The 23,809-nt window shown below is 44.4% G+C and carries 16 protein-coding genes; 8 read left to right on the forward strand and 8 right to left on the reverse strand.

Features of this window, described 5'->3' with window-relative positions; translation table 11 throughout:
* The first annotated feature begins 4 nt into the window (after positions 1-4).
* Complete coding sequence (locus H6F63_RS15550) at positions 5-1,309, forward strand: response regulator (RefSeq protein WP_190638494.1); 1,305 nt, start codon at positions 5-7, stop codon at positions 1,307-1,309.
* Positions 1,310-1,344: 35 nt separating this feature from the next.
* On the opposite strand, the gene H6F63_RS15555 is transcribed toward H6F63_RS15550, so the two are convergent.
* From H6F63_RS15555 to glgP, 3 genes are all read right to left on the reverse strand, one after another.
* The gene (locus tag H6F63_RS15555) at positions 1,345-1,719 is read right to left on the reverse strand and encodes a hypothetical protein (protein WP_190638495.1); all 375 of its coding nucleotides are present in this window, start codon (positions 1,717-1,719) and stop codon (positions 1,345-1,347) included.
* A gap of 329 nt (positions 1,720-2,048) precedes the next feature.
* Complete coding sequence (locus H6F63_RS15560; protein WP_190638496.1) at positions 2,049-2,855, reverse strand: Tab2/Atab2 family RNA-binding protein; 807 nt, start codon at positions 2,853-2,855, stop codon at positions 2,049-2,051.
* A 153-nt stretch (positions 2,856-3,008) separates the two neighbouring features.
* The gene (gene glgP / locus H6F63_RS15565) at positions 3,009-5,204 is read right to left on the reverse strand and encodes an alpha-glucan family phosphorylase (RefSeq protein WP_190638497.1); all 2,196 of its coding nucleotides are present in this window, start codon (positions 5,202-5,204) and stop codon (positions 3,009-3,011) included.
* A gap of 477 nt (positions 5,205-5,681) precedes the next feature.
* Between glgP and H6F63_RS15570 the strand changes: the two genes are divergently transcribed.
* From H6F63_RS15570 to rimM, 3 genes are all read left to right on the forward strand, one after another.
* A complete protein-coding gene (locus H6F63_RS15570; RefSeq protein WP_190638498.1) occupies positions 5,682-6,962 on the forward strand; it encodes a valine--pyruvate transaminase in 1,281 nt (426 codons plus the stop codon).
* A 267-nt stretch (positions 6,963-7,229) separates the two neighbouring features.
* On the forward strand, positions 7,230-8,168 hold the full coding sequence (locus H6F63_RS15575; RefSeq protein WP_190638499.1) for a DUF4394 domain-containing protein: 939 nt from the start codon (positions 7,230-7,232) through the stop codon (positions 8,166-8,168).
* Positions 8,169-8,338: 170 nt separating this feature from the next.
* Positions 8,339-8,992 carry a ribosome maturation factor RimM gene (gene rimM / locus H6F63_RS15580; RefSeq protein WP_199298063.1) on the forward strand — a complete coding sequence of 218 codons (654 nt, stop codon included), beginning with the start codon at positions 8,339-8,341 and terminating at the stop codon, positions 8,990-8,992.
* 152 nt (positions 8,993-9,144) lie between these two features.
* On the opposite strand, the gene H6F63_RS15585 is transcribed toward rimM, so the two are convergent.
* On the reverse strand, positions 9,145-9,573 hold the full coding sequence (locus tag H6F63_RS15585) for a hypothetical protein (RefSeq protein WP_190638500.1): 429 nt from the start codon (positions 9,571-9,573) through the stop codon (positions 9,145-9,147).
* Positions 9,574-9,862: 289 nt separating this feature from the next.
* Here H6F63_RS15585 and H6F63_RS15590 point away from each other — a divergent pair, with 289 nt between their 5' ends.
* A complete protein-coding gene (locus tag H6F63_RS15590) occupies positions 9,863-10,501 on the forward strand; it encodes a L,D-transpeptidase (protein ID WP_190638501.1) in 639 nt (212 codons plus the stop codon).
* A 64-nt stretch (positions 10,502-10,565) separates the two neighbouring features.
* On the opposite strand, the gene H6F63_RS15595 is transcribed toward H6F63_RS15590, so the two are convergent.
* The 4 genes from H6F63_RS15595 to H6F63_RS15610 form a co-directional block, all read right to left on the reverse strand.
* A complete protein-coding gene (locus H6F63_RS15595; protein WP_190638502.1) occupies positions 10,566-14,969 on the reverse strand; it encodes a PAS domain S-box protein in 4,404 nt (1,467 codons plus the stop codon).
* A 435-nt stretch (positions 14,970-15,404) separates the two neighbouring features.
* Complete coding sequence (locus H6F63_RS15600; protein ID WP_190638503.1) at positions 15,405-16,871, reverse strand: HAMP domain-containing sensor histidine kinase; 1,467 nt, start codon at positions 16,869-16,871, stop codon at positions 15,405-15,407.
* A gap of 212 nt (positions 16,872-17,083) precedes the next feature.
* Positions 17,084-18,580: an ATP-binding protein gene (locus H6F63_RS15605; RefSeq protein ID WP_190638504.1), complete on the reverse strand. Its 1,497-nt coding sequence runs from the start codon at positions 18,578-18,580 to the stop codon at positions 17,084-17,086.
* Positions 18,581-18,873: 293 nt separating this feature from the next.
* A complete protein-coding gene (locus H6F63_RS15610; RefSeq protein ID WP_199295268.1) occupies positions 18,874-19,971 on the reverse strand; it encodes a GGDEF domain-containing protein in 1,098 nt (365 codons plus the stop codon).
* Between the two features lie 292 nt (positions 19,972-20,263).
* Here H6F63_RS15610 and H6F63_RS15615 point away from each other — a divergent pair, with 292 nt between their 5' ends.
* The 3 genes from H6F63_RS15615 (at position 20,264) to H6F63_RS15625 (ending at position 23,804) form a co-directional block, all read left to right on the forward strand.
* The gene (locus tag H6F63_RS15615) at positions 20,264-21,274 is read left to right on the forward strand and encodes a permease (RefSeq protein ID WP_190638505.1); all 1,011 of its coding nucleotides are present in this window, start codon (positions 20,264-20,266) and stop codon (positions 21,272-21,274) included.
* Between the two features lie 94 nt (positions 21,275-21,368).
* Positions 21,369-22,151, forward strand: a complete 783-nt coding sequence (locus H6F63_RS15620) for a TIGR03943 family protein (protein ID WP_190638506.1) — start codon at positions 21,369-21,371, stop codon at positions 22,149-22,151.
* A gap of 123 nt (positions 22,152-22,274) precedes the next feature.
* The gene (locus H6F63_RS15625; RefSeq protein WP_190638507.1) at positions 22,275-23,804 is read left to right on the forward strand and encodes an Ig-like domain-containing protein; all 1,530 of its coding nucleotides are present in this window, start codon (positions 22,275-22,277) and stop codon (positions 23,802-23,804) included.
* Positions 23,805-23,809 lie beyond the last annotated feature (5 nt).

Genomic DNA, 23,809 nt, shown 5'->3' on the forward strand with positions numbered 1-23,809 from the left:
GCATATGCAAAAATCTGATGTTATTTTAGTAGTAGATGATACTCCTACTAATCTGCAATTAATATCTGAGGCATTAACTGATGTAGGCTTTGAAGTTGCTACAGCTATAAATGGCGAAATGGCGCTGAAGCAGATTCAATATAGCTTGCCAGATTTGATTTTATTAGATGTGATGATGCCAGGAATAAACGGCTTTGAAACCTGTAAGCGATTGAAAGAAAATGCCGCCACCTGCGATATTCCAGTTATTTTTATGACTGCCCTTTCCGACACAGATAGTAAGGTAAAAGGTCTAAGTTTGGGTGCAGTGGATTACATCACCAAACCCTTTCAAGAGGAGGAATTATTAGCTAGGGTCAAAACTCATTTAGAATTGCGAAATTTGACGAAAAACTTAGAAAAAAAAGTTGTAGAACGAACAGCGGAACTTTCCCTGGCATTAGAAGACTTACAAGAGTCTCAAATCAAACTCGTCCAGCGAGAAAAAATGTCTGCCCTTGGTCAGTTAGTAGCAGGAATTGCCCACGAAATCAATAATCCTGTGGGATTTATTTCCGCTAATTTAGAGCATACTGAAGAATACTTTAAAGCTTTAGTTCATCATTTACAACTTTATCAGCAAGAGTTTTCTCAGCCAGGAGTAAAGATTTTAGAGGATGCAGAAGATATTGACTTAGAGTATCTGTTGACAGACTTGCCGAAAATCATCGGTTCTATGCAACAGGGAACGGAACGCATTCGTCATATTAGCAACTCTATCAGAATTTTCTCTAGAACAGATAGCGATCGCAAAGTTTTTTTTAATATTCATGAGGGAATAGATAGCACCATTTTGATTTTGCAACATCGGTTGAAAGCTAATGAAAAGCGTCCCGATATTGTGATGATTAAAGAATATGGCTGTTTGCCCAATATAGAGTGTTACCCCGGACAGATCAACCAAGTGTTTATGAATCTGCTGGCAAATGCGATTGATGCTATAGAAGAAGCCAATCAAGAACGTTCTTTTGAGGAAATTAAAGCATATCCTAATCAAATCACGATTTACACCAACCTAACTGAAGATGGCACTGGTGTGGTAATTAAGATTATAGATAATGGGGCAGGAATGTCAGAGGATACGAAGAAAAAAGTTTTTGACCAGTTCTTTACAACTAAAGCCGTGGGGAAAGGAACAGGATTAGGATTATCGATTGTCCGCCAAATTGTGGTAGAAAAGCATGGGGGAACCTTGGAGGTAAAATCAATATCAGGACAAGGTTCAGAGTTTGCGATCGCGCTTCCAGTTAAGGATGAGATTATTGATTGATAGCAACTAAATTGTGTGGCGTTTAGAACTATCTATTAATCGGCGTTAACGTAGCGGTTTGTCTTGATAACTTTGCCTTCTTTATCAAAAGCTATTTCAAAATTAATCCAAGCAAAATCACCCACGAAAGCTACTCCATCATTGCCATAATACCAGCAATTATATTTTTTATTCGATCTAAAAATATAACAATTTGTAGAAGTGCTAGATGTGGGTGGCGGCAATATTTTCAAAACCTCATTTTTGAGCATTCCTATTTTTATACTGGCAAATTTTGCTTCTGTAAATCCGGGAGGCACTATTGTGTCAATTAAAGGATTAAGTGAAAAATAACTTTCTGTAAAACAGGTTAACCATATAACAGGTGTTAAACCTACAAATAACAAAGCAATTCCATTTAGAACTTTCATGGTTTTCCTCACTTCCTAGGTGGAACCTGAAACCTATGGTTTCTTAAATCGCCTTGACTGATTACTGTTAAATTAAGTTCCTTACTCTCTACTTACTCCGAGTAACACTTCAAAATTACTGCGTTTGTAGTTTGAGTTGAAACTCACCCAATTTTTCGCGCTGGGTTGCCTTCCGCAAGGCAGCCTACCTAATCCTGATAATTTAATACTTAATTGGCAGGTTCCTATAAACGCTGAAATTGATTAAATATTTCCTCATCTAACGGGAGATAAAACTTTCATCTATCTGTGGTTAGATAGCTTGCGATCGCGCGAAATAAAATAATCTTTCAATCAACATTTTCTGCTTGCAACAACCAGAAACCGCTATAAGTCATCCCCGAATCATCAGGTTGCACCAGCAAAAAATGCAATCCTCGGCTTTGTTGTTTGCGCCTTTCAAACATTTGGGCAGAGTCGGCAACTTCTTTATCTTCAAAAGTAGCAACAACCCAACGGTCAACCAATCCAGCTTCTAATATCAAACCATCAGGCGCACCAGCGATGTAGTTGAGAGAAACAGGACGGGCATCTTGTAACCAACGCGCCAAACGCATTGATTGACGACCACCATAAATCGCCACACCGGGAACTGGAACTGTTGACGCTAAACCCAAATTGATAGGTAAGAGGAATTCTGGCATCTCCAGAATGGGAATCGGACGTTCTGCAAAAGCTTCCTCCAAATTTCCCGCAGGAAGCGTAGCAAATCGCCATTGCTCCCCCCAAAGGTTTTCTGGCAATGGCAACGGCGGCGGTTTGTCGAGAGGCGAGAAAGACTGTTGCGCCTCCTGCAACAATTTTTTTAAAGCATAGGTGCGTCGAGTCGGTTCCACCTTAACACCCAACTTTCGCCCCGCCGCCTCAAGTAAACTCAACGACTGGGGACGAAAAACTTGGATAACATTCGGCAGCTGACCATTAGCAGCTTGTTGCAACTGGTCAGCTAACCAGCTGGCATTCGCTTCCGACTGGGGACATAGCGCCTCATAGGTAAAGCTGCGACTGGAGTCACAAATCAACAACTCCCACAACACCTGCCCTTTTTCATCCTTGAGAGGACACCGATAAAAATCAGCCTGCCAAACCCGACCCATCTTAATACCTCTTCCTTCGCGCCCTATAGCATCTTTGCGGTTTAAAAAAAAAGTAGAGTGGACACAGCCCACCCTACTAATAGCTCAAAACTCAGTTAATTCAAACCTCAAGACGTAAAGTGTGGAATTAAAACTAGGCTGAGACTGGAAAAACTATGCTGTAACACTCGCCAGAATTGGTTCAGTACCCACTGAAGTTCCCGGCGCGTACACTTGAGTAACATAGTCCGCAATCATTCTGTCAGTGTTGAACAGCGGCGAATTTGTCTTAATCGACGCTTTCATCATCCCAATCCAACGATGGGAAACTCCATTCTCATCTTGGTCATAGTACAAAGGAACAATTTCCTCTTCCAGTAACCGATAGAGAGATTCAGAATCAATCCGGTCTTGCAACTCTTGGTCGCTGGTGTGGGCATCTTCACCAATTGCCCAACCGTTGGTGCCTTTTCCATTAGCATCAGCTTGATAGCCTTCGCACCACCAACCGTCGAGGACACTGCAATTGATACCGCCGTTGAAGCAGACTTTCTGCCCACTCGTACCGGAGGCTTCCAGAGGGCGACGCGGGTTATTTAGCCAAACATCGACACCTTGCACCAGTTTTTGCCCTGTGTAGATGTCGTAGTCTTCAACTAAGGCAACTCGGTTGAGAATATCTGGGTGCTTACACCATTCCATCAACCGCTGGATAATCCGCTTGCCTTCTTCGTCGGCGGGGTGCGCTTTTCCTGCAAAGACGATTTGCACGGGTTTTTCGGAATTGCCAAAAATCCTCAAGGCGCGTTCTGCATCCCGCATTAGCAAGTCACCCCGCTTGTATGGGCTGAAGCGTCGGGCAAATCCGATAGTTAGCACGTTGGGGTCTAGCAGCTTGTCAACGGCATCAATGCGGAATTGTTCTTCACCGCGATTTTGCCTTGACATTTTTACCTTAGCGCGGGTGTGGGCAATCAGGCGCTCTTTGAGAACTTGGTGCCGCCACCAGATTTCTTCATCGGGAATTTCGTCTACTTTTTCCCAGGTCTTGGGATCAACCATGCGGGTTGACCAATCTTCACCCAGGTACTGGGAATACAAATCGCTAATTAGGGGTGCTGTCCAAGTACGTGCATGGACACCATTGGTGATGTGAGCAATTGGTACTTTGTCTTCTTTGCGGTCTGGATAGAGAATATTCCACATCTTGCGGGAGACTTCGCCGTGGAGTTCGCTAACGCCGTTGGCAGTGCGACACATCCGTAAGGCTAAGACAGTCATCCCGAAGGGTTCCCAAGGATCGCCTAGTCGTCTTGCACCGAGTGCCAGGAATTGTTCGCGAGACAAGCCTAGTGTCGGCCAGTAGTGGGCGAAGTAAGAATCCATCAGGTCTGAGGAGAAGACATCGTGACCTGCGGGAACGGGGGTGTGGGTGGTGAAGACACAAGCTTCGCGCACGTCAGCTTCGATATCATAGAAAGACTTGCCGCTACGCTGAATTTCTTGCCGCGCTATCTCCAAGGTGCAGAATGCGGCGTGACCTTCGTTCAGGTGATACACGGAGGGAGTGATGCCCAATGCCTCCAGCGCCCGGACACCGCCAATTCCCAGCATTACTTCTTGGGCGATGCGTGTTTCTTGGTTGCCACCGTACAAGTGTCCCGTTAACCAGCGGTCTATCGGGTCGTTGTCATGGCGATCGCTATCGAGTAGGTAAAGTTTAACTCGCCCGACTCGCGCTAACCAAATTTGTGCTTTGACTATGCGTTGCCGGATTTCCATCTCAATTGTGATGGGTTCCCCTTGCTGATTTTTCATCAACTCTAGGGGCATCTGGTCAAAGTGATTGTCAACATAGTAGTCTTCTTGCCAACCGCCCCGATTTAACCGTTGCCGGAAGTAACCTTGGCGGTACATTAACCCGATGCCTACCATTGGCACGCCTAAATCTGAGGCAGATTTGAGGTGGTCGCCTGCTAAGATTCCTAAGCCGCCGGAGTAGATGGGCAAGGATTCGTGGATGCCAAATTCGGCGCAGAAGTACGCTACTGGTCGTTCTGGGGAGATTTGCGGGGCGACGCGACTAGCCCAAGGCGATTTTTCTTCCAGGTAGCGGTCAAGTTGATCGGCTAGTGCTTTCACCCGCTTAATATATGCTGGTTCTTTCGCTAGTTGGGTGAGTCGCACGTAGGAGGCAGATTCCAGAATGGCGACGGGATTGTGTCCGCAGCGCTGCCATTCGTCGGGGTTGATATTCTGGAATAGGGATGTGCGATCGCAACTCCAACTCCACCAGTAGTTGTATGCCAAATCTGCTAGTCGTTTCAGCGGGAATGGTAGCTTTGCTCGCAGCGTCTCAATTGTTGTCATAAATTCGATTTAATTCACGGTAGCAGGCTTATTCTTCACGAGAAACGAGAGTGAAGATAGGTTTCAGATTAGGCCAATCCCGATCTCGTTATTTCTCGTTCGGCTCACACTCATCTACTGAATCGGGATAGGAGTATTCACGGTTGAGAATATAACCGTATCAGGAATGAGTTATAGCTTGCCAAATTTACCAGGACAAAAAGTGATTTTTTACACTGTTTATTGTTTTTTAAGGCAAATTTAGGATACTTTACATAAACTAATCTGATTTTTAAGCAATTTTGTCCTTGCTCATGGAAGGGAGAACGAGGAATCATGAACCTCAACGCCGCGTTGGTGGGATATGCGCTTAGGACACGAAACAAGGAAATAACGGAAAGAGAAGTAGTTCTACATATAGTGCTGGGGCATTTGCAGTTAAATTGGTATTAGGGATAAAACCCTTACCTTTTTCCCAATTACCCTTTACCGCTGACTATGAACCCTGCCCTGACTCAATTTGGCGATCAGATGTCTCGTTTAACTGGTGTTCGCGCCATTATGAAGGACATTATTGAAACTTTGCAAGCAGGTAGTGGGCAGGAATTTATCAATTTAAGCGCTGGAAATCCGGTGATTTTGCCGGAAGTTGAGCAATTGTGGCGCGACTATACCACAGAATTGCTGTCCAGTTCAGATTACGGCGAGGTAGTTTGTCGTTACGGCTCAAGTCAAGGATATCAGCCTTTGATTGACGCGGTGGTTAACGATTTTAATCGTCGCTATGGGTTGAAGTTAACTGCTCGGAATGTATTAATTACTCCAGGCAGTCAAACTCTGTATTTCTTTGCTGCTAATGCCTTTGGGGGTTACACTACCAGCGGCGAACTCAAGCAAATTATTCTCCCACTAAGTCCAGATTATACGGGTTACGGGGGGATAACTTTGGTGCCAGAGGCGTTATTTGCCTATAAGCCTGCTTTGGATATTGATGCCCCTGCTCACAGATTTAAGTATCGCCCGGACTTTAGCCAACTGACCATTACTGAGAATACTGGTTGCGTTTTATTCTCCCGCCCCTGCAATCCTACGGGCAACGTGCTGACAGATGATGAGGTTCGCAAGATTGCGGCTTTGGCTGCGCCTTGCAATGTTCCTGTGTTGATAGACTCTGCGTATGCGCCACCATTCCCGGCATTAAATTTTACAGAAATGACCCCGTTGTTTGGGGATAATATCCTGCACTGCATGAGCTTATCGAAGGCGGGTTTACCGGGAGAGCGGATTGGCATTGCGATTGGGGATGAGCGGATGATTCAAGTGCTGGAGTGTTTCCAGACAAATATGTGTATCCATTCGTCTCGGTATGGACAAGCGATCGCGGCCCGTGCCATTGAAAGCGGTACTCTTGCAGATATCGCTACAAATGTGATTCGCCCATACTATCAGAAAAAATTTGATGTAGTAGAAAACACTTTAGACAGTTCAATGCCCAAGGATTTACCTTGGTTTTTGCATCGCGGCGAAGGCGCAATCTTTGCTTGGTTGTGGTTGGAAGATTTACCAATTACTGACTGGGAATTCTATCAGCAACTTAAACAGGTGGGTGTAATTGTTGTACCCGGTAGTTCCTTCTTCCCCGGTTTGCGAGAAGAATGGGCGCACAAGCAACAGTGTATCCGCATCAGCCTCACGGCTACAGATCCGGAAATTGAAACTGGGATGCAGCGTTTGGCTAAGGTGGTAGAACAGGTTTATCAGAAGGCAGCGCTAAGTTAAAAATAATCTTAGCGAGTTTCTACTTTTAGCTAGGCGTATTTCTACTATCCGTAGTTTCGACTATTCCTTTATCAAAATTTCATAAATATGCCAAAAAGGACGGCTAATTTAAAGATTAGGTAAAACTAGCTCTTGAGAAAAAACCGTATGGGCAACTTCTGCGTACTCTAGAGCAGGACGATTGGAAAGCTACGTAGATTTACGCTGCTTTACAGGGTGCTCTAAATTTCGCTCTCCAGCTTTGAGAAATTATCAGGAGATATTCCCATGAAGTTTAATAAGTTTGGTACAGTCCTCAGTGCGATCGCAGCAGCAACAGTGTTAAATTTGCTTGATGTTGCCACAGCTGAGGCAGCAACCCTCCAGCTAATCGGTTTAAACGACAGTAACACCCTTGTTTTCTTCAATAACAACTTTTCTCAGGTCAAGAAAACTGTTGGTGTCACTGGAGTTGATGGCACCTTGCTAGGCATTGACCTTCGTCCAGCTGACCGTCAGCTCTACGGTATCTCCAGCACTAACAAAATCTACACCATTGACTCCTCCACAGGTGCGGCAACTTTTGTCAGTACACTCTCCCTTCCCTTCAGTGGAGGAATCGAATCAGGAGTGGACTTCAACCCAGTAGTAGACCGCCTACGGCTTGTGGCTAGCAATGACCAAAACTTCCGCCTCAACGTGGATACAGGTGCTGTTGCAGATTTTGATCCCCTCACTCCAGGTACTCAACCAGATGGAAACTTAGCCTATGCAGCTGGAGATGCCAACGAAGGAGCTAACCCTAGTATCACAGCTGCGGCTTACACTAATTCGTTCGCGGGAGCGCCCTCCCCAACTCGGACAACTCAGCTGTTTGGGATTGATGCCAACCTTGACACCTTAGTTTTGCAGAGCCCCCCTAACAACGGGACTCTAACGACTATCGGTTCCTTGGGCATTGACTTTGGTTCCACGGGAGGCTTTGACATTTTCTCTCCTGTTAGTGGAGTGAATACTGCCTATGCAGCTTCCGGTTCCAATATCTACAACATCAATTTGACTACTGGTGCTGCTACAACTTTGGGGACGTTCAGTAGTGCTGATTCTGGCAATATTGTCGGTCTTGCTGCTACCCAAGTTCCTGAACCTGCTGTTACTAGCTCTTTAATTGGGTTCGGTCTTCTTGGCTTATTCCGTCGCCGCCGCAGCGTCAAGTCGCTTAGTTAGTATAGTTGGGGAGAATTAGGAGTTATTAGTTTTAAATTAATAACTCCTAATTTTTTTAAAAGTCTCAAGAGAGAAATGTTATAATATCAATTGATGGTAGATAAAATTGCTACCAAAACTAACTTCAAAATTATAATATTTTAATAGGTAAGAAGTAGAGAACGTTGGAATTGATAAGCAGCTCGCCTAAAGAAAATTTCTCATCTGATGACTGGCTAGAAGTCGGTACAATTGTTGCAGCACAAGGGTTGAAGGGCGAGTTACGAGTTTATCCTGACTCGGACTTTCCGGAACGCTTTGAGGAACCCGGAGTGCGTTGGCTGTTGCGGCCGGGGGAAACGGAACTACAACCAGTCGAATTAGTGACAGGACGATATATTCCCGGTAAAAAAATATACGTCGTGCAACTGATGGGCGTAGATGATCGGAACCAAGCCGAGGCGTTGCAAGGTTGTAAGTTACTGGTGAGGGCAAGCGATCGCCCAACCCTGGAAGAAGACGAATTTCATGTTATGGACTTGATTGGTTTGGAAGTGATTAACCAACCCACCGGAGAAAATCTTGGTGTTGTGGTGAATGCGATCGCTGCTGGTAACACTCTACTAGAAGTGAAGCGGCACGAGCCAGCAGTTCCCGCAGTTGAGGAAACAGAGAAACCCAGCAAAGGGGAGATCACCAGAACCAGTAAAATCAAAAAAATCCGCTCCAAACCGCCACAGCCAATAAACCTCTTGATCCCGTTTGTGAAAGAGATTGTGCCAGTGGTAGACTTGCAAGCTGGACGAATTGAGATTACGCCGCCTCCGGGATTGCTGGACGTTTAGGTGCCTAATCGATTAACTTCTTCCCAATGGGAAGAAGTTAATTATATTTAGATGTCAAAGCGCGATCGCATTCCCAAAATGAAAAATGCCGCTCCAGAGAACGACATCGCTAAGTTGTTCCATGTTTGAATCAGTCAAACACTGCTAGAAAGTTACCAAAGCGCTCTCACAGGAGCTGTATTTTCGGTAGCAGCTGGTGCAGTATCAACAGGCTCAGTTATTGTAGGTTCGGTCTGAGTGTTGGTAGGTCTGGTAACTGGTCTAGTTTCAATTGTCCGGCGCTGTTCAATCACTTCTTGCCGACGGATTCTATTGGTGCGGGTAGAATCTGTAGTTCCCTCTTGCTCCGTTTGCATTTGATCCACCTGCTGTCCGGCTGGATTCATCTGCATTTGATTCATCTGCTGCCCAGATGGAGTCATTGGCGTTTGGTTCATCTGCTGTCCAGCCGGAGTCATTGGCCTTTGGCCTGGGGACTGTGTTGAGGCTGGTGATTGCGCGATCGCTGGAAATACTGATACTCCGGAGAGCAACAGTGTTAACATCGTACCTGTCATTACTTTCGTTTTTTGAAGACGCATTTCACTCTCTCCTCGAAAATATTTTAGTAACAAAGCCAACTATCGGTACAAATCCTATTCAACAATGAATTGATTTATGGCATAGTTAATCTTCCAAATACTAGCCATCTTTGTTTTAATGGAAATCTACCTGAATGTATAGGTCATTAGTAGTACCAATATTAATCGCTTAGTTTTAAAAAAACTTACCGATGGGATAAATTAGGGATAAAATTAAATTTGTCTGCTTTTGTTTGATTTATTGGCTGTGAAGCAAGATTTGATAGTAGTCGTAGAGTAGAGGCAAGAAATGGCAGCAATTATTAGAGGCAACTCGCTACTTCAAAGTTTAAAACTTTTCTATTTAAGTGTAACAATTGTAGCGCTATCACTGGGACAACAGGTTTCTGCCCAAGTGACAACAAAAGAAGGTGCAGCAACTACTAACGAGGGAAATACTCCTCTGGAATTGTCACCTGTTACAGAACCAAAATTGCCTCCTTTGGGTTCACCATCTCTATATCTTCCTATTGAGGAAGCATCCCCTACAAGTACCCTGACCGATACTCAGTTGGTGATCAAATTAAGCGATCGCAAGGTCTATGTGTATCGAGATAAGCAAGTGAAAGGAAGTTATCCAATTGCTGTTGGTAAAGCAGGTTGGGAAACACCTACAGGCACCTTTAAAGTTATAGCAATGCAACGCAATCCATCTTGGGAACATCCCTGGTCTGGAAAAGTCATCCCTCCTGGGGCAGATAATCCGTTAGGAGCCAGATGGATAGGTTTTTGGACTGACGGAAAAAACTTTATTGGATTTCATGGAACGCCTCAAGAACAGCTAGTCGGACAAGCCGTTTCTCACGGATGTATCCGAATGCGAAATAAAGATATTTTAGCTTTGTATGCACAGGTAGCTATTGGCACACCTGTAGTAGTAGAACGTTAATTGGCGACAGGGAACGGAGGATTTCTTCGTTCCCTGTATCGCAGAAGGGAACCAGGAAATATGTTCAGTGGCAAGTTTTTAGAATAGCGCGATCGCGTCCAGCTGCTTTTGCCTCATAAAGCGCTAGATCGGCAGTATGAATCAGTTCAACGGGGGAATCAGGAAGAGGAACCACAACGGCGACCCCTAAACTCAAAGTAATGTATGGGCTTATTGGGGATTTGGCATGAGAAATCTGCAATTCTCGGATGCGATCGCGTATGTCCTGTGCTACTTTCAGCGCTCCTTGGGTCTTAGTGTAAGGCAAAATCACCACAAATTCTTCGCCTCCATATCGAGCCACTAAATCCGCAGGACGCTTCAGTATCTGACTAATAGCAGCGGCGACCAATTGTAAACAACTATCTCCCGCTTGATGACCATAATTATCATTATAAAGTTTAAAAAAGTCGATATCGCACATAATCAAAGCTAGCGGTGCTTTTTCCCGTGCCAACCGCCGCCACTCTCGCTCAAGATATTCGTCAAAGCGACGACGATTTGCCACCTGAGTTAAGCCATCTAAGCAAGCTAAACGCTGTAACTCATAGTTTGCTTCTTCTAGCTGTTGATATAGTTGTGCTTGCTGGATAGCGATCGCTATCTGAGTCGTCAGCTGTTGTAGCAAATTAACTTCAAACGGTTGCCAAATCCGTACTGAACTACATTGATGAGCAATCACCAATCCCCAAAGAGAAACGCTATTAACTTGTGGTTTTTCAGTAACCAAAGCCGATATATTGGCATCTTTACTAGGGATTTGTGACTGGTGATTGGGTATAGAAAATTGTTGAACCCCGAAATTTCGCCTCTCTATCCTAGTCCCTACTTCACAGGTTCTAATTCCTTCATTAGAACTTGAGCCAACCGATTCCAGAACCAGCGGCGATATTAGTTCAGCTTTTACCTCCAAGCGTTGCAAAAATGCCACCAAACAAGGTTCTACCTCATTCTCCAGGTTGTCGATTACGCGAACCTGTCCGTTTTTATAACGTTCGTAGCAGCTTTGTGGAAAAACGTCCTCATCAAAAGTTTGTCCTAGAAGACTAGGCAACTCAGGAACCACTGCTTCTGCGATCGCATTCCCCCTGTTTCCACAGCAAATGCGGTAAATGAAAACGCGATCGCATTCCAGTAATTGCCGCACCTCTGTGACTGCGGTGTTAAGAATCTCCTCCAAATTCAGCGATTGGCGAATTCTTTGGGTAATAGCTGCTACCAGTCGTTCTCGCTGTGTCTGCTGGCGCAGTGCTGCCTCTGCTCGCACGCGATCTGTGATATCCAGAGCTAGGGAGGCAAAGCCCATCACTTCTCCATTGGGAGCCACTAAAGACGTGTTGTACCAATCACAAATAATAGCTCTACCATCTTTGGTTATATTCTCGTTTGTGCTGCGATTACCACCCTTACCTGTTAGCAACTTATAACAAATTTTATTGACGTGTTCTCTAGCATTTTCAGGCACAATCATTTCACCTGTACTACCGATAATTTCACTTTTTTTATAACCAAAAATTGCTTCCGCAGACGGGTTCCATTCTACAATTTCATAATTAATATTCCATTCAATTACAGCTAACGGAGTTTGCTGTACGTGGAGAGAAAGTTTCTGTTCTGATTTCTTTAGTGCTTCTTCCGCAGCAATGCGATCGCTTATATCGCGAGTAACACATAATAGGGATTCTACACAACCATCTGCCGAAAATTCTGGTACTATTCTAGATTGATAATGTGCTAAGCCATCGGGTGTTAAAAATTCAAACTCTATCTTACCTTCGCAGCCTGTTTCCCAGACTTCCGACATCGCTTTTTCCCAGAAAGATACTATTTCATCAGGCATACCCAACTCTCGATTAGTTTTCCCAATGAATGCCTGGGGAGAAAGTCCAGAAGCCTTCCTAGCTGCTGGGTTTACGTAGAGATGACGCAGTTGTTTATCAAACCGGGTAATAATATCAGGCGCGTTTTCAGCTAACGCTCTAAATTCTTGTTCGCGTCGGTGTAACGCTTCTTCTACTTGCTTGCGTTCGGTGATATCGCGGATAATAGCTAAAACTTCCTCTTCCCGTCCTTGAGAACAGGTGACAATTCTAGCTTCACATTCGCGCACGCTATCATTAATAATAATCTGACATTCCCAAGTTTGAATTTCCCCAGACGAGAGCGATCGCTCTATATAAGTCATCCCTTCTTGTGCTACCTCTGGGGGCAAAAAATCCCACAGGGTTTTACCAACCAATGCCTCTGGAACGATTAACATAGAAATGTCTTTCGCTGCTTTGCATTCCAAAATTTTGCCTTTCTTACTAACGCGCATCATTAAATCTGGTAGAGCATCGAGAAGGGCGCGATTTTTAGCTTCGCTTGCTCTCAAAAATTCTTCTACCTGCTTACGTTCCGTGATGTCAAAACACGAGCCAATATAACCCTCGAAGCCTCCATTCCTAAAGCGAGGAACACCTTTATCCACAACCCAGCGATAATTTCCATCTGCACGTTTTAGGCGATATTCTATCAGAAAGCACTGACGTGCCGCAAAAGCTGACAGGTACGTATCCAGACGTAATTCTCTATCTTCCGGATGTAAGTTTTGAACCCAGCCATTGCCTAGTTCCTCTTCTAGGGTGCGTCCGGTAAAGTCCAGCCAACCTTGATTGAAAAAGTTACACAGTCCATTGGTGTCAGATGTCCAAAGTAACAAAGGCGCACTATTAAGAAGCGATCGCAAGCCCTCTTCACTTTCCCGCAAAGCCTGCTCCATAGCTTTGCGCTCAGTGATGTCAGTATAGGCGATAGCAACTCCATAATTTTTTAGAATAATAGGACTAGCCGTAACATTGAGCCAGGTGATTTCTTTATCATTTCTTACAACCCCCATTTCTATATTTTCAACAGTTCGATTTTCAGTTAATGCTTTCACACTAGCGAATTCGTTTGTTGGCATTGGTGTACCATCAGGACGAACAATCTTCCATTCCTGGCAGTCATAAGTTCGATTTGTCTGTTCTACCGAAGATATACATAAAATCTTTTCAGATGCTTTATTGGCTTCAATAATATTTCCGGCTTTATCTGTAATGGAAATTCCCAGAGGAAATGTCTCAAACAGAACCTTGTATTTTTCTTCGCTTTCTCTTAAGGCTTCTTCAGTTTGCTTGCGCTCGGTAATATCTCGTCCTACTGACTGGAACTCTACCAATCCCTGCTGGTCAAATATGGCGCGATCGCTCCACTGCTGAATACGAATTTCTCCATTAGAAAGGATGACTTTGTGTTCAATCATCGCCACCGGGTTTTCTCGACTCAAAGCGGCGAAATGCTTTGCTACCCTTTCTCTGTCTTCTTCTAAAATGTATTGCAGAAAGTCATCGCCAATCATTTCCTGGCGCTGCTTGCCAAAATAGCGACAGCAAGCCTCATTGACCAAGGTAAACTTTCCGTCAGGTGAAAGCCTGACGATTAGTTCAGTTTGCTCCTCAACAATTTTGCGATAGCGTACTTCGCTCTCCCGTAGTGCTAACTCACTTCGCTGGCGATCGCATTCTTGGATTGCCAAAACCACCATTTGCGCGATCGCGCAAGCAAAATTCTGCTCATCTAACGCCCACTCCCGAACCGTCCCCGTCTGTTCATGGCAGATTACCCCAAATCCAGAAATTGGCGCATCCAACATGGAGGTAATGCCTAGCTCCAGATAAGATCCCAACTCAGATGTACGCCGATCGTTACGAGCATCGCTAGCTGCAATGACGCGCTTTTGTTTGATCGCAGCGAAGTAATTAGGATAGTCCGCCGCCGCCAATTTCATCCCGTTTGAATGGCAGTTATTCCCCAATTCATACAAGTCAGCGCAGCAAATCTGGGAACAGTCTTGATTGTAAAACCACACGCTCACCCGCTCTACACCGAGAGTCCGCGCTGCCACCTCTGTAATTTCCCGCAACGCCGCTTGTAGTTCCCCATATTTCCGACTTGCCAGTTCCAAAAGCGCTGTCTGTTGGCGTAGGAGCCGATGTTCGCGCTCTTGAGAAGCTTGTTCTGCAAGCTTGGCGCGAGTAATGTCGCTTCCATTCACCAATAGCTTTTGGCGGCTGCCATCTGGGTTGAAAAGCGGGGTTTTTTTGATATCAAATACCTTTATCTCCCCATCGCCATCTTGAATCACTTGTTCGCTATGGCTGACAGTTCCTTCACGCCAAACTTTCTCATCGCAGGCAGCACAAGCTAAAATAGCGGCCCGACTTTTGTCATCAGTGTGTGCAGCTAGTTCTAAGCTTGTCTTACCTTGATAATCTACTCCTGATAACCGAAATAGCTCTATTGTGTAGTTATTTGCCATCAACCAGCGTCCCTGGTTATCTTTAACGACAATAAAGCCGGAAGCAGCGTTAATTAAGTTATAAAGCAAGATGTCTTGAGTTGGCTGCATATATGCCTTATTTTTGATTGATAATGTCTTAAATTGGCAAATTTTTACCTCTAGTTTTGTATACTGCCAATCTCCAGAAGTAAATAATTTTAAGGAAGTTATTTGCCTGAATGGGAAAATTGAGATTTATTACAAAGGCTTCCCAAAACCCCGAAAAAACTTATAATCTAAGCGCCAAAAACTGTAGTTGTTTATTTATATTTTAGTATTAGGATAATTCAAAAAAACTACTACAAGTATAGTTTATGTAATAAATTAAAATAATTGTAGGTGGGGTTGTAGCTTGCTTGGGCGTAGTGGTACGACAGCGCAACCCAACAAATGATTATAGTTGCTGAGTAAGGTTTAGTTAAAATAGTAGAGTACGGAAGCCTCAAACGCCACGCACCACGGGCGCGGTAAACAAAGCAGCACCAGGTAGTCCAACCTACGAAGTTACACTAAGGGCAGCAGAATCTCAAATTCAGTACCGCTGCTTACAGGAGATTCTATGCTTTCATTTGCGGATGCTTGTGATTCCGCTTCGTATAGGCGATCGCTAACGATAGGGGATTCTTCTTGGGAGACGCTACGCGATCGCATTTTAAATTCTCCCCCGTGCTTTGCTGTCACGATTTCATAACTTAGCGATAAACTGGTTTCTTTAGTAGCACGTTTTTGCACAGAAAAAGATTCAAAAATTTGCTGCTGTAATTCCGGAGACATTCCCGGCCCATTATCAGCAATCAGAATAGAAACCCAGCGAAGATCGCAAATTCCCGGATTAGGATTAGTAAAAGTCCGAGAAAACACCTTTGTAGTGATTTCAATGCGAGACTTTTGTATAGCGTCTGCTGGCATTCCCCCTTTAAACTCTTGGGAATACTTCTCTCGCACTGCCTGCTCAATCAACGCATCAATGGCATTTGTGAGAATATTCATAAAAACCTGGTTCAGTTGCCCAATGTAACATTGGACTGGAGGTAAATGTCCATAATTTCTGATAATCTCAATCTCGCTGGTCAGACGACTTTTTAACAACAAAAGAATACTATCTAAATTAGCGTGTAAATCAGCAGGCTTAGGATAAACATCATCAATATGGCAAAAGTTTTGCAACCCAGATACCAATTTTTTTAAGCGTTCTGCTCCTGAGCGGATGCTGCCAATTGCTCTGGGAAAATCTTGTTGGATAAAATCTAACTCAATATCTTCTTTTAGGTCAGCAATTTCTTCAGGCGGAACAGTAAGATACGCTGCATAAGCAGACAGCAATTCTAGTAAATTATCGCTGTAGGTTGAGACATAAGTTAAGTTTCCCCAAATAAAGCTTACTGGATCTAAAATTTCGTGTAATAATCCATCCACCAAACGCCCCAAACTAGCCATTTTTTCACTTTGGATCATCTGCGCTTGGATGCGTTCGTATCGTACTTGAGTTTCTATTCCTCGAATTTGCCAGGAAACAAGGTTCAATTCCTGAACATCTAACAAACGATAGTCAGATGCTCCCACTTGTACCACGATTGGTTCTGCTCGCAGTTCAGGCGATCGCTTTAGTGCCTGCTGCGTTGCTGTCAGAATTGGCGTACTATCGGGAAGCACTAAAACCTCAGAGCGATCGTACCTGTAGATAACGTGCAGGGGTTTGTGCAAAAATAACTCTAGCCGATGAGGACGAAGCAGGCACTCCAAGAGCCGTCGCCGCGAAATCATACCTGCAAACTTACCTTGTTCTATCAGGATTGCTCCAGGTAGCAGGGGCTGCTTCTCGAAAGTGCGGGCGACATCTACACCCTGGCAGCTGGTTTTAACTTGAAAATTGTACAGGGGTAACTCTCTCAGGGCTGACTGTGTAGAGAGATCGCGATCGCTCCCCTGAGACAAGGATGGAGGTGAGATAAATCCATTTGATACCAACACACAACGCCCAAAATGCAGTAGAGAAGCTGGATTCAGCTATTAACATACATTATCATCTCCAGCAGCCTTTCACCTGTACTTTGGGCTGATTCCAACTACTTTCGGGAAATATTTTCTCTACAATTATTTTTTGGTACGTTAGTTCTAACCTGCGGCGTTGCATGAGGTCAGGCTTATATGCCTGCGTTACATATAGTTGGCGCTACTGCCGATTAAACAAGCGGCAGCAGGATCTCAAATTCCGTGCCGAAGCTTGGTTGTGAATCTTCCATGCCGATTGCGCTGTTTAAATGCTCTAAGGTCGCTATCTTTGCAGCCACTTTGCTAACGCCCTCCCCTACACTATGGGAGGAGACGCTATTAGCAGCGTACAACCGAGACGGGGAGGGGCTATTAGCCGCATTCCAGCGAGGCGATCTCACAAATAATTTACCTCCATGCTTTTGCGTAACAATTTGATTACTTATAGCCAACCCCAGCCCTGTCCCCTTACCTACTGGCTTTGTGGTAAAAAACGTCTCGAAAATCCGCTTTTGAATCTCCGGCTCAATTCCAGGCCCATTATCCGAAATCTTAATTACTACCCATTCAGAATCTTTGGTTTCTAAAACTTCAGTTGTAATTTGGATCTGGGGTTGCCAATCTTTTGCTGGGAGGAAATTGGGATGAGCGTTTTCCTTACTTTTTGCTTCCCCTAAAGCATCAATTGCATTACTGATAATATTCATAAACACCTGGCTCAGTTGTCCTGAGTAACAACTTACAAGCGGCAAATCCCCATAATTTTTAATTACTTCAATACCATTTTTTAGGGGATTATTTAAAATTAGTAGGGTACTTTCAATACATTCGTGCAAATCAACGGTTTGACGCTTATTTTCATCCAAGTGAGAAAAGTTTTGTAGGCCGCTAACGATTTTCGTCAATCGCTCCGCGCTCACTTTCATACTTTCTATTAACTTTGGCAAATCTTCCAAAAGAAAATCTAGTTCAATTTCTTCTTTGAGGTCAACAATTTTAGCTGATATATTTGGTTCTGCTTCATAAGCTGCCACTAACTGCATCAAGTCTTGACAGTAAGTTGACATGAATGCGGAATTACCATTAATGCAGTTAACCGGATTTTTAATTTCATGGGCAATTTCAGCAACCATCCGCCCCAAAGTCGCCATTTTTTCTGCTTGCAACATTTGGGCTTTGGTTTGCTCATCTAAAAGCTGAGTTGTCAGTTCGTGAATCTGAGACTGAGCTACCAGTAATTGATGCACGTCTACTAACCGATACACTCCATTCGCCAACTCTACTACAATCGGTTCATTTAGTAACTCAGGTGGACGCTGCAAAGACAATTTTGCTGCCGTCACAATTAACGTATCACCTGGTAATTTTAAAAAATTTGTTGCGGCAAATTCATATAGAGATTTTAGAGAGCGTTTTAAAAATAGTTCCAACCCATAAGGGCGACTCATTTGTTCTAAAAACCGTCCCCGCGAAATCATCCCCACAAATTTATTTTCTGTGGTCAAAATGACTCCCGGCAACAGCTTGTTAACTTCAAACCTCTGAGCAACTTCTTTGCCCTGGCATGAGGCTTCTATTTGAAAATCGTATAGTGACAGCTCTTGAAGAGTTGACTCCAAACTCAGCTTTTTGGTAGCGAATTCCGGTAATATTGATAATTCGGCCTTGGACTTTTGCAAACTAACCATAATATCCCTGAGTTAGTTATTTCAACTTTTTTAATAATATCGTATTTTTACTGTAGCACTCAATTTTACTAATTTATATAATAAAGATTTTTCCTACAATATTTATTTACTTTTAATCTAATCTAAAGTTTATTTTAATCAAATCTTAACTTATAAATCAATTAGATAATTTAATTTTCGTAGACTAAAATATAATTTTTTTTGAAGGAAGTTAAAGTTTAACTATATATTTATTAAAGAAAATATTTTTTCATTTAATAAGTTGCCAATGGCTTAAATAACGCCTGGAAATACTAAAAGCTGCATACGCTAACGCGATCGCGTCCAGTCTGCTTTGCTTTGTACAGCATCTCGTCAGCTGCCGTAACCAGCATTGATGGTGAGAAAGCTGGACTGGGAAAACCGATGGCAACACCTAAACTGACGGTGACGTACTCGCTAACCTCTGAACAAGCATGGGGAATTTTCAAAGCTTTGACTGCCTGTTGAATAGATTCTGCAACATGAACCGCACCAGCAAGCGGCGTGTGCGGCACAATTATGGCAAATTCTTCCCCGCCATAACGTGCTACCAAATCTTCAGGATGCTTCACCGTTTGCTCAATGGCAGCAGCTACCTGCCGTAAACAGTCATCACCTGCTTGATGACCGTAGGTATCGTTATACTTTTTGAAAAAGTCAACATCGCACAGAATCAGGCATAGCCCAGAACTATTTTCCTGCATCTGTTGCCAGCAAGAAAGGAAATACTCATCAAAACGGCGACGGTTGGCAACCCCAGTTAAGCTATCAGAACTTGCCAGGTGTAGTAACTGTTGGTTTGTAATTGCCAGCTGGTTGTAGAGTTGAGTCACCAGCTGGGTTGCCAATTCATGAATTTGCGCCTGAGCTAGGAGTAATTGATGTACATCCAATAAACGGTAAACTTGCGGTGCCACCTCTACCACAATCGGTTCATCAAGTAACTCAGGGCGTCGATCTAAAGACCGACGGGCCGCCGTCACGATCGGTGTTTCCCCTGGAAAAGTTAACATCTCCGTTTGAGCAGCTCGGTATAAACACTCAATTGGTCGCTGAGAAAACAATTCTAACCCGTAGGGACGACTCATGAATTCTAAAAATCGCCGCCGGGAAATCATCCCAGCCAAACGACCTTGCTGGTTTAAGATGATGCCTGGAAGGAGAGGATTAGCTTTGAAAGCCCCAGCCACCTCCCTGCCGATTTTATCGGTTTCAACCTGACCATCGTGCAGTGATAGTTCCTGAAGCGTGGATTGTAAGGATAAATAGCGATCGCTTACCTGGAGTGACAAGGGCGGTGCTCCAAGGGCATTCATGTCAGGTTGCGCTACATAACTGATATCCAGTCTTAAAGCTTGAGCCTGATTCATAAATGTTTTATAAATATCTTACTGTCTTGAGTAAATTTACAGTGTAATCAGAAATACATCATCAGCAAAAATGCTGAAATTACTCAAAATTACCTATAAATTTGTAATCTAGAGAACCAGCATTTCTCTTTGTTTGAGGAAAATACTTATACGTTTGGGATGTTGAAAGAAACAATTGAAACAATTGCAACAATACCTCGTCGAATACCACATTCATCAAATCAACAGTAATTACCGCTAAAATGGCTTGGCAGCCGCAAAAAGCTAGAAAAGGCTACTCACGACCAACAGCATGAATCAACTGCACAACGCTTTCACCTTGTTTTTAAGTTTGCTAGTAGAGGCAATGCCTTTCTTGCTAGTGGGGGTTTTGCTCTCCGGTATACTGCTGTTGTTTATCGATGAGCGGAAGCTGATTGGTGCCATGCCGAAGAACCCAATTTTAGGGGCTTTTGTGGGCAGCTGTGTAGGCTTCTTGTTTCCAGTGTGCGAGTGCGGTAATGTGCCAGTAGCGCGGCGGTTGCTGATTCAAGGGGTGCCATCACCAGTAGCGATTGGGTTTTTGCTGGCAGCGCCAACAATCAATCCGATTGTGATCTGGTCTACCTGGGTGGCATTTCGAGATCAGCCGGAAATTGTCGTGTTGCGGGTAGTATTTTCGTTAGCGATCGCAACCATCATTGCTTCCGTATTCAGCGTTCAGGGTAATTTGAAACCAATCCTGCAACCAGCGATCGCTTGCGCCATACCCCGTCCCCAATCAAAATCAAGACTGGAAGATAAAACTCCCACCTTGCTACAATCGGGAACGTTTTGGCTGGGACAGTCTGGGCCGACGCCAATGGATGCCGTGGCTCTTGGCAACACAATGGCGGGTAATATAAGCTCAAAACCGCTACCCTACAAGCTGCGGATGTTGCTAGATAATACAGTGCAGGAGCTGCGGGAACTGGGGGGCGTGTTAATTTTGGGAAGTGCGATCGCCGCGGCTATTCAAGTACTCGCACCCCGCGAACTTATCCTAAGTCTTGGTCAAGGGCCAATTACCTCCATCGTCGCCATGATGGTATTGGCTGCACTGGTGTCGATTTGTTCAACCGTAGATTCCTTTTTTGCCCTCTCCTTTGCCTCAGCTTTTACCAGTGGATCTTTACTAGCTTTTCTGGTATTTGGCCCGATGATTGACCTCAAAGGCATCGGATTGATGTTATCAATTCTTAAACCCAGAGCAGTATTCTATCTCTTTGGACTCGCCGCCCAACTGACCTTCATCTTTACCTTGTTTTATACCTACTTTTTCTGATGTCAGGGAACTGGGGGCTAGGGACTAGGGACTAGGTAAGACTTTTTCCCAATCCCCAGTCCCCAATCCCCAATCCCTAGTCCCCCCTTGACCAATGACCAATCAACCAAAGCTTATTTCCCAAAAATTTATCATCCCTAGCTTGGATGTCTTGGCATTCTTAGCGTGGGGAATATTGCTGCTAAAATACCGGATCACAGGGCAATTATACTTACTGATTCACGAAGATTATTTCTGGCTGGTGATTGTAACTGGTATATCTTTGTTAATCTTGGCGGTATTGAAAGCTGTACAACTGCTCCAAGACCTGTTTAATGGTAGGGAGCGAAATCGAACTGTAGCGGTTCTTCAGCATATCACCTTGTTTCCCCCAGGATGGAGTAGCATATTGCTGCTGGCGACAGCGATATTGGGTTTACTAATTGCCCCCCGCGTGTTTACCTCTGCAACAGCACTAGAACGGGGTGTTACTGAATCTATTAGCTTTACCAGATCGAATCCCCAAGCATTTCGTTCGTCAGTACGACCGGAACAGCGATCGCTAATTGACTGGGTGCGGACGCTAAACTTCAACCCCGAACCCGACGCCTACACAGGTCAGAAAGCCAAAGTTCAAGGATTCGTGGTTCATCCACCAGAACTACCGCCAGAATACCTGCTAATATCCCGATTTATAATTACCTGCTGTGCAGCAGATGCTTATCCAGTAGGGTTGCCCGTAAAACTAATTGAAAATCGCAATGCCTATATTCCCGACACTTGGTTAGAAATCGAAGGTGAGATGATTACCGAAACATTCCAAGGTAAACGTCAACTCACCATCAAAGCAAATTCACTTAAAAAAATAGACCCGCCAAAGAATCCCTATGATTATTAACTATTTGGGCTGTTTGTTGTCTATTGGCGTTTGAACTTTATCAGGTTAGAAAGTGGCTAGAACCTGATAACGTTTCAACTTGATAACTGGACAACTCTTAAGATGACAACTGACAACTGACCAATGACTTCCAAACAATTTCTTCAACCAATTGATCGCCTTGCCTTAGCGCTAATGCTATTGCTGAGTCTGGTGATAGGGCTAATGTTGTGGGGTGGCAATGCCTGCGCCAGTGGCACCAATTGCCTTTTAGTCACCGGGCCTCGCGTGCGAGATTTCAGCTGGCAGAGAAAACAAGTAGGTGCTAATGATCCTTCCTTTATCCTCACCTTTAGCCGCCCAATGGATCGTGGCAGTGTGGAAGCAAATCTGCGTATTGAGCCACCTTTGCCGGGTAAATTCAGCTGGGCAGGGCGGAAAATGTCTTATACCTTAACTTCCCCAGCGCCTTATGACACAGCTTATAAAGTAAGCTTAGAAGGGGCAAACGAGCGCATAGGAACGAGTCGTGTAGGAAAGGAAATGCAGCCGTTTACGGGACAGTTTCGCACCCGCGATCGCGCTATGGTTTATCTGGGAGTTGAGAAGGAAGAACAAGGGCAATTAATCCTCTACAACTTTACTCAAAATAAAAAAACAGTTCTGACGCCTAAAGACCTGGTAGTAATGGACTTTAAGTCTTACCCAGATGGCGAAAAAATATTGTTTTCTGCCACCGATTCGAGGAATAATAAACCAGGCTTGTCGGAACAACAAATTTACACCGTAACCACGGGAATAAGTTCCGATTCCGGAAAATCTAACGAAGAATCACCGCCAGCAGGCAGACTGAACGTGGTTCTAAATAACACAGATTACCAAAATCTCAAATTTGACTTGTCGGCGGATGGGGAAACAATTGTTGTGCAGCGCGTGAACAGCAAAAATCCCGCAGAATTTGGACTGTGGGTAGTGCGAGAAGATGCTCCGCCACAACCGTTGAAAAACCAACCGGGAGGAGAATTTTTGATAGCGCCGGATAGTGAGACAGTAGCGATCGCTCAAGGAGAAGGTATCGCCATTCTGCCACTCACCCCAGCCGCAAAGCCGTTGGATTTTCTGCCGAAATTTGGTTTAGTGCTAGGGTTCGCCAGAGATGGATCGGCAGGCACTTTCGTTAAATTCAACACAGATTACACGCGATCGCTTTTTCTGGTCACTAACTCTGGCGTACAGAAAGAACTCCTGCGGACAAACGGCTCAATTCTGGGTTGCGAATTTGCTCCCCAAAAGGAGATACTCTACTGTCTGCTAACACAGCTACTCACTGGAACAGATTACCAAGAACAGCCTTACATTGCCGCAATTGACATCAAAAATTCCACAAGTCCTCTGGATGCAAATGCCGTGAAGCCGCTGTTGCTATTGCCCACCCAGCGCGACATTCACATGAGTTTGTCACCAGATGGGTTAGCGCTGCTATTCGATCAAGTTGTCACCTCCCCCGGAATACCCCCCACAGCGGATGGTTTGAGAACAGATGAAGGGCAAGCGATCGCTACCAGTAACCTCTGGCTGCTTCCCCTAACCTCCTCAAAACCAGGAGAACCCCGCACCCAGATGCAACCCGAACAGCTACCTTTACCAGGCTTACAGCCCCGATGGTTGCCATAAAAGGG

The sequence above is a fragment of the Trichocoleus sp. FACHB-40 genome (genome assembly GCF_014695915.1).
Lineage (GTDB): Bacteria > Cyanobacteriota > Cyanobacteriia > Cyanobacteriales > FACHB-T130 > Funiculus > Funiculus sociatus.